This is a genomic window from Vibrio sp. 5S239 (genome assembly GCF_041439575.1).
GTDB classification, from domain to species: domain Bacteria; phylum Pseudomonadota; class Gammaproteobacteria; order Enterobacterales; family Vibrionaceae; genus Vibrio; species Vibrio kanaloae.
Map to the genome: position 1 here is coordinate 60,883 of NZ_JBGOOM010000026.1, position 7,448 is coordinate 68,330.

General features: G+C 42.8%; 6 protein-coding genes. 2 read left to right on the top strand and 4 right to left on the bottom strand.

Annotated features, from left to right (window positions below; translation table 11 throughout):
• Positions 1-158 precede the first annotated feature (158 nt).
• Entirely contained in the window at positions 159-2,255 is a 2,097-nt protein-coding gene (locus tag ACED48_RS17445) for a TonB-dependent siderophore receptor (protein ID WP_017058229.1), read from the bottom strand.
• Positions 2,256-2,813: 558 nt separating this feature from the next.
• Between ACED48_RS17445 and ACED48_RS17450 the strand changes: the two genes are divergently transcribed.
• Entirely contained in the window at positions 2,814-4,118 is a 1,305-nt protein-coding gene (locus tag ACED48_RS17450; protein ID WP_017058228.1) for a dicarboxylate/amino acid:cation symporter, read from the top strand.
• A gap of 132 nt (positions 4,119-4,250) precedes the next feature.
• Here the strand turns inward: ACED48_RS17450 and ACED48_RS17455 are convergent, their stop codons facing one another.
• The 3 genes from ACED48_RS17455 to ACED48_RS17465 form a co-directional block, all read right to left on the bottom strand.
• Positions 4,251-5,633 (bottom strand): sensor histidine kinase, encoded by a 1,383-nt coding sequence (locus tag ACED48_RS17455; RefSeq protein WP_017058227.1) that lies wholly within the window; start codon positions 5,631-5,633, stop codon positions 4,251-4,253.
• On the bottom strand, positions 5,630-6,295 hold the full coding sequence (locus tag ACED48_RS17460) for a response regulator transcription factor (protein ID WP_017058226.1): 666 nt from the start codon (positions 6,293-6,295) through the stop codon (positions 5,630-5,632). The genes ACED48_RS17455 and ACED48_RS17460 overlap by 4 nt, the downstream gene beginning before the upstream one ends.
• Positions 6,296-6,374: 79 nt before the next feature.
• Positions 6,375-6,848, bottom strand: coding sequence for an NYN domain-containing protein (locus ACED48_RS17465; RefSeq protein ID WP_017058225.1), 474 nt, complete (start codon positions 6,846-6,848; stop codon positions 6,375-6,377).
• A gap of 246 nt (positions 6,849-7,094) precedes the next feature.
• Here ACED48_RS17465 and ACED48_RS17470 point away from each other — a divergent pair.
• Positions 7,095-7,448 (top strand): hypothetical protein (locus tag ACED48_RS17470; protein ID WP_371726458.1); only part of this gene is annotated, 354 nt, incomplete at its 3' end.

Genomic DNA, 7,448 nt, shown 5'->3' on the forward strand with positions numbered 1-7,448 from the left:
AGAAGAAGGTCAAATGAGTTTTATTGATAAGCAGTCTCATTATCATTAAAAGTCACTCACATTACTAGGTATATTTTATGAAGTAGCAAAATAACAAAAGGGGAAAGCCTAAACTTCCCCCTAAACATTTATACTACCAATGACACCCTACCAACAAATTAGTATTTTATCTGTAGTGTAGCCATGTAGTTACGGCCTTCGCCGATTACTACGTCTTCTGCAAATTGATGGCTTGACGAAGTAGAACCACCACCTGCTAGGTATTCTTTATCAAATACGTTTTCAACCGTTAGACGAGCCACAAAGTCTAAAGAATCATCGTATTTCATCGTATATGCAGCTCCCATATCGACACGAGCATAGCCATCTTTCTTAAATGTATTCGCACTATCACCGTAGCGTGAACCTTCGTAGATAAGGCCTAAATTCACATCAACTTCGTTGGTTGCAGCATAAGTAGACCAAACACTTGCTGCAAACTCAGGTACATCTGCAGGGCGATTACCTCCATATGTTTCATGGTTAACAATTTCAGCGTCTAAGTACATTGCAGAACCAGACATTGAGAATCTTTCCGAAATGAAACCTTGCGCACCTAACTCAGCGCCACGGTGAACTTGCTCGCCGCCTTGTGTCTTAGTCCAATCACCAGACGCAGTATCTTCTACGTCCATTGAGATATTTTCTTGAGTAATGTCAAAGACTGCACCCGATACAAATAGGCGCTCGTCCATCAACTCCCACTTAGTACCTACTTCGTACGATACACCGGTTGCGGCATCAAGAAGTTGGCCATCATTGGTGTACGTGCGTCTGCCACTAGAAACAACACCTTGAGGTTCGAAGCTTTCAGAGTAAGAAGCGTAAATGCTACCGTTTGAAGCTGGATGGTAAATCACGCCTAGCTTAGGTGCTACGTTCTCTTCTGCCACACCAGAACTTACTTTACGGTCGAAACGAGCGCCCGCAAGAACTTGCCATTCATCGTTGATAGTAATCAAATCTTGGATATAGAAACCCCAAGTATCGTAAGTACTCATCTTGCCTAACGATGTTGGACCCACTGACGGAGCTGGTACTGTAGCATCTGGTGCATATTCGCCACTATTGAAACGGTCCATACCGCGATAGTAGCTGTAGCCCAACCAGTTAGCACCGAATAATAGTTTGTGCTCTGTGTCCGCGAGCTCAGCAGTTGTTGTAAGATCCACATAAGCCGTTCTGAAACGCCACTTATCATGACGATAGTTACCGCCTTGAGTCACGGTACCCGTACCATCAGGGTTCATATTTTTAAAGCTTGGGTAGCTTTCCATATCAATACGTTCGAAATCTTGGTAGTTAAAACCTGTTTTTACTGACCATGTATCCGTTAGGTTAGCGGCAATATCAAAACCAACGTTCTCAACATCGTTTTCAATCTGTGACCACTGCGCATCCCAAATATGCTTGTCGCTACCCACTCGATTGCCATCTAGGGTGTATAAAGAGCCCGAATCAACACTGCCATCGTCGTTAGTTTTGTCGTAATGAACAGAAACCGTTACGTCTTCAGTTACATCGTAATCAACAACTACCCCACCAACAAAACGTTCTGTTTGAGGTTCAGAGCCGTCACCGTACGTTCTCCAAGAGTTGTAACTTTCTTTAGATAAGATTGCACGACCACGTAGAGTTTCAGCATCGTTCAGCGCACCGCTTACATCGACCGTTGTGCGAGAATGATCATTAGAACCAATATCTTGACTAACACTCACTTGCGTATCGTAAGTTGGCTTTTTGCTGACCATATTGATCAGACCACCTGGCGCAGAAATACCATAAAGAAGACCTGAAGGGCCTTTCAATACTTCAACACGCTCTAGCAATTCGATAGGTTGGCGGTAGTGAGACCAGTGTTGTTGGCCATTCTTAAGGAAGCCTGAAGAGCTCCCTACAGAGAAGCCACGTAGAGAAAAACGCTCACGGTTACGGCTTGTGCCACCCGCACTTACACTCGCATCATTCTTCAGAACATCACCAAGCGTTGTTGCACGCTGTTCATCAATGATTTGCTCATCGATTACTGAAACTTGTCCCGGAGTCTCTAACTGAGTTGCTTCCATGCGCATTGCAGTGGTGTTTGTATCGGCCTTGTAACCATAATCACGACCTTCGACGACCATATGCTCGTCTGTTTGTGCTGTTTCTGCCAATACTGCTGGTGAAGCCAATACCGCGCCGATCACTAAAGCCAATGGGCTCTTTGAAAACATGTCCTTTACTCCGCTTTATTCTTTTTGTCCGAGCACTTTTTTATTTATTCGCTGTGCTCACTAGGCCGTTACCGGCACCACTGAATTATTTCGCAAGTGAATATAAGTGATAATCATTACTATTTGCATTAAATTTACATTCTTTGCATTTGTAAGGTTTTGTAAAGGAACGGATGTATATTGATTACTTGCATATTAACAAAGTTCATTTGATACAACAGGTTACATGCCCACCGTTAGAAGATAGGTTTATGGGTAGAAGCTATCGCTATCCGCATTATTAATTACGTTGATTTAACGAACATTATTTAATCAATAATTCGGTTGTCTTATTTATTACCTTTCAAGCACCTTAATTTGTGTATAAAACTCTCGATAAATGTAATTAAACAGTGAATAACTTTGATTTAATTTGTTTAAATTATAGATTTATCAGTGATTTTGATCACATCTAGAATCCCAAGGCGATTTTTTGTTTTTCGATTTCTTTAACAGGCTGATAATCTCCTGCTCACTTTGAAAAGGTGTCAAAGTTATCAATAATAAGGAGTGTTCTAAATGAATACCAAGAAACCTATGTCTCTGACTGGACGAGTTATTCTCGGTATGGTCGCAGGTATATTGACGGGATTTGCCATTCAATCCCTTTTTGCAGAAAGTGGATTTGTCAACAATTACATCGTTAACGGACTCTTTGAAGTTGGCGGACAGATATTCGTCGCCAGTTTAAAAATGCTTGTTGTGCCGCTAGTCTTCGTTTCACTAGTGTGCGGTACGAGTTCCCTTAAAGATCTATCCACACTTGGCCGTATGGGCGGTAAAACACTTGCACTTTATATCGGTACAACAGCCGTTGCTATTACCCTTGCACTCACTATCGGTAACCTGTTCCAACCTGGAGCTGGTGCAGATCTTACTGCAGCAAGTTCTTTCAAATCAACGGATGCCCCTTCTTTGGGCCAAGTGATTATCGACATGTTCCCTACCAACCCTATCCAGGCAATGGCTGAAGGGAAAACGTTGCAAGTTATCGTATTTGCTGTGTTGTTTGGTATTGCTATCAGTGCGGCGGGTAAACCTGGTGAACGTATTGCTGCGGTTTTTTCTGACTTGAACGAAGTTATCATGAAGCTTGTAGCACTACTCATGAACCTAGCGCCTTACGGTGTTTTCTTCTTAATGGCGAAACTGTTCTCTAGCCTTGGCTTAAGCGCAATTTGGAATCTAGCGGAATACTTCCTAGTTCTGGCTGGTACCCTACTGCTGCACGGTTTGGTTACCTACAGTGCAATGCTTAAAGGATTCACAGGTTTAAGCCCAATCACATTCTTACGTAAGATGGAAGATGCGATCATGTTTGCGTTTTCAACGGCCTCTTCGAACGCAACGATTCCAGTTACAATGGAAACAGCGAAGAACCGCATGGGCGTAGATAATAAAGTGGCTTCGTTCACAGTACCACTAGGTGCGACTGTAAACATGGACGGTACAGCTATCATGCAGGGTGTGGCTACTGCATTTATCGCGCAAGCATACAACATTGACTTGACGATGGGTGACTACCTAATGGTTATCCTAACGGCGACATTAGCGTCTGTTGGTACAGCGGGTGTTCCTGGTGTTGGTCTTGTTATGCTGGCGATGGTATTGAACCAAGTAGGCCTACCACTGGAAGGTATCGCGCTTATCATGGGTGTTGACCGTCTTCTTGATATGATTCGCACCGCAGTAAATATCACTGGAGATAGTGCCGTAACTATCATCGTAGCTAAGTCTGAGGGTGCTTTTGACGAAACTCGCTTCAATGACCCGGCTGCTGGTGAGAAAGAAGAAGAAGTTAAGCTAACACGTCAACAGGCATAATTTAGCTTCTCTGTCGCTCTTACCTTCAAGCTAAAGCGTAATTAATGACTGCACCTTAGCTGATAATGAAAAGCGTATAAACTAAAACGCCACTGCAGATGCAGTGGCGTTTTTATTAAGTGGCAGATTCAATTAATAGCGGGGAAACATCAGATTTACTCGAAGTCCCCCACTTTCTCTATTCTCAGCAGTAACATAGCCATTCATCACACCCACCGCCTCCTTAACAATTGCAAGCCCTAGGCCATAACCACCAGACTGTTTATCTCGGGCTGATTCAATACGCGTAAACGGGTCGAAGATACCTGAAATCTGGTTATCAGGAATGCCATCACCGTCATCTTCTACAGATATGACACTGTAACGTCTGTCTGCTAACAGTTCATATGTAGTAACGACAATATGAGCATTCTCTCCTGCGTATTTAATCGCGTTACCAACCAAGTTACCAATGACTCGAAGAAGAAGTCTCTCGTCAACATTAACCATTGATGTCGGCGTTTCTAAATCGCCGACTAAGGTTTGATTCGGCTTTAGGTCGTTTTGCATTTGCGCGATAAGCATCGAACAGTAATGCTCAAGATGCATCAAGCTTAACTTAGGGTCATAACGAGACGTTTCTAAACAGCTAAATTCAAGGATTTCCCCCACTAGCTTGTTCATCTCTTCCGTTTCACTTTCGAGTCGATCAAGTAAACCGACGCTCTTGTCGTCAACCTTGCTTCGCAATAAATGTAATGCGAGATTTTGCCTTGCCAATGGCGTTCTAAGCTCATGTGACACATCACGGATCAAACGACGCTGCTTTTCAGCCAATGACTTTATCTCGAACGTCATATGATCAAAATCATGGGCTAATTCATTAAATTCACGCGTGGTTGAATCGAGCTCAGACACCACACTCACCGAAAAGTCCCCTTGCGCTAACCTTCGACTGGCTTCCCTTAGGCGATCGAGAGGTTGCTGTAGACTCTTCGCCATAATAATCGAGAACAGTGTCAACACGATCAAAGCAATCAAAGCTTTAATTAGATAAGAATAAGGTGCAAAAGATTTGGCGGGGTGGAACTGGTGCGGCAATTGGATAACCAAGGTATTTCCGTTATTAAGCGGTAGACCGAATATAGGCTTGCTCACACGGTCACTCAGTTGGTGATCCAAAGTTCGTAGATATTGAAGCTTGAATTCAAAATGCGGATGCATGTGTCGGTGCGTGATCGGTTGGTTATCTTTATCAATCACAAACAAGTAATACTCTTGAGCATTCCCCCAATCGGCTAACTCATCCATGTCACCTTCTTCAATCAACACATTGGCTTGATAGGCAAGGTCAAGCATTTCAGCTTTAACGGATTCAGGTACTTTCAAGAGCGCTTTCATCAGCGCTCTTTCAGCCACACCTTGCAGAATCAAAATACTCACCAAAATAACTGTCAGGTAACTGAACAGTTGGAACGTTAAGCCATCCTTACGCTTAGCTATATAGTCTGGGCAGCGCAGTAACTTAGCGATCATGCTCCAACTGACTCTAGATAACTGTACCCTTTACCACGAACGGTTTTGATGTGTTGTTTAGACAAGCCAGCCTGCACCAACTTTCGACGTATATTACTGATATGCATATCTAAGTTACGGTCGAAAGGACACAACTCTTTCTTTAGAACATGGATTTGCAAATCTGATTTTGATACGACGATCCCGTCGTGTTTAATGAGGTAGTCAAGTAGGTCTTTTTCTGTGCCGGTTAATGGCAAACGAGAGAACTGTTCGCACAAGCCACGATCGGACGAAGCCAAAGATTGTCTCTGACGTTCAAACCCAACTCGGCGCAAGATCACCTTAATACGGGTTAAGAGTTCAGGAACATTGAAAGGTTTAGCGATGTACTGGTCGGCACCCGCTTGATAACCATCGAGCATAGAGGCGTCATCATTAAGCGCAGTTAACATAAGAATGGGAGTAGCAAAACGCTGACAAATGCGTCTTGCCACTTGAATACCGCTGAGGTTTGGAAGCATTACATCGAGTAGAACCAAATCGACAGGATGCGATTGAATAAACTCAAGCGCGGACTCACCGCAATGAACAGTATCAACGTGATACCCCTCATTCTCTAACACTTCACCCAATAGCTCACACAACTGAATATCATCATCAACAACTAAAACGCGCGACATCACACAAACCAATAAATAATAATAGTTTGCATTCTAATTATCGTTATTATTGATTTCAATTATAAATGTGAGATTTACTCTATAATAAGAAATCTTTTTCAATCGATACAAATTTAGACGCAGAATCAATAAGGTTTTGCGCGGTTAGCCCAGGAACGCCATAGACTTCAACCGGTTTGCCAAAACGTTCTTTGATTCGCTCTACAAGGATTTCGAAATCACCGTCGCCAGAGACCAAAACTATCGTATCAACCGTTTCTGCTAGCTCTATAGCATCTAACGCAATACCAACATCCCAATCTCCTTTTGCACTGCCATCTCGGCGCTGAATAAATGGTTTTAGCTTCACATTAAAACCAACACCACGGAGAATATGGTGAAATTGACGCTGTTTAGGATCTTGGCTAGAGATTGCGTAAGCATTCGCTGTAACAACGTTACGCCCTTCCGTAGCAACATACCAAAACTGGTTATAGTCGAAGTTAGAACGATATTTGTCGCGAGTGGTGTAGTAAACGTTTTGAACGTCGACCAGAATTGCTATGTTTTCCATAAATTCATACCTTTAGATTTTCCGTATACCCTATTCTATTCAATGAGGAAATGCGAGTCGCTTTATTTAAAAAAATGAACCCTTTAGCGATCGTCAACGTAAATCTAAGCATCTTCAATATAAACCTAACTATGCTTAATGTAGGTCGATTTGTTCCCCAGTTACCTGGAATTATTCTTCGCATCACTGCATTCACGTTTCAATCAAATCGTACTCAGGCTCAGTGTTATTAAAGGGAGGTTGGCCATGCGACACCGACAAACACATAAACCGTGTGTAAGCCTCAACACAGCCAGATCGGCACAAACAAGCAATAACTCAAACGTTTGCTCTGATTTACTTAAGTTTCTCACCATCAGCATGATACTGATAATGAGCTTAACCATCAGCTCAGCACTCGCCTATCCAGCGAGTTCTCACACCAATTCATTACCACACCGCAGTGTGATTTATTTCGCACCAAAAGAAGATTCAGTGGTTAAAGAGTTTCTCAATGAAGTGTTGATCAACAACTGTCAATTGGACGAACGAGATGTCGTCATCATGGTAATAGCAGAGAGCGGTTACACTGTTCCTACTTGGCTAGAAGAAGAGTTTAAC

What these genes read in the sequence shown, in the direction of transcription:
- ACED48_RS17445 (WP_017058229.1), bottom strand. Translation starts at nt 2,255, where the DNA reads ATGTTTTCAAAGAGCCCATTGGCTTTAGTGATCGGCGCGGTATTGGCT.
- ACED48_RS17450 (WP_017058228.1), top strand. Translation starts at nt 2,814, where the DNA reads ATGAATACCAAGAAACCTATGTCTCTGACTGGACGAGTTATTCTCGGT.
- ACED48_RS17455 (WP_017058227.1), bottom strand. Translation starts at nt 5,633, where the DNA reads ATGATCGCTAAGTTACTGCGCTGCCCAGACTATATAGCTAAGCGTAAG.
- ACED48_RS17460 (WP_017058226.1), bottom strand. Translation starts at nt 6,295, where the DNA reads ATGTCGCGCGTTTTAGTTGTTGATGATGATATTCAGTTGTGTGAGCTA.
- ACED48_RS17465 (WP_017058225.1), bottom strand. Translation starts at nt 6,848, where the DNA reads ATGGAAAACATAGCAATTCTGGTCGACGTTCAAAACGTTTACTACACC.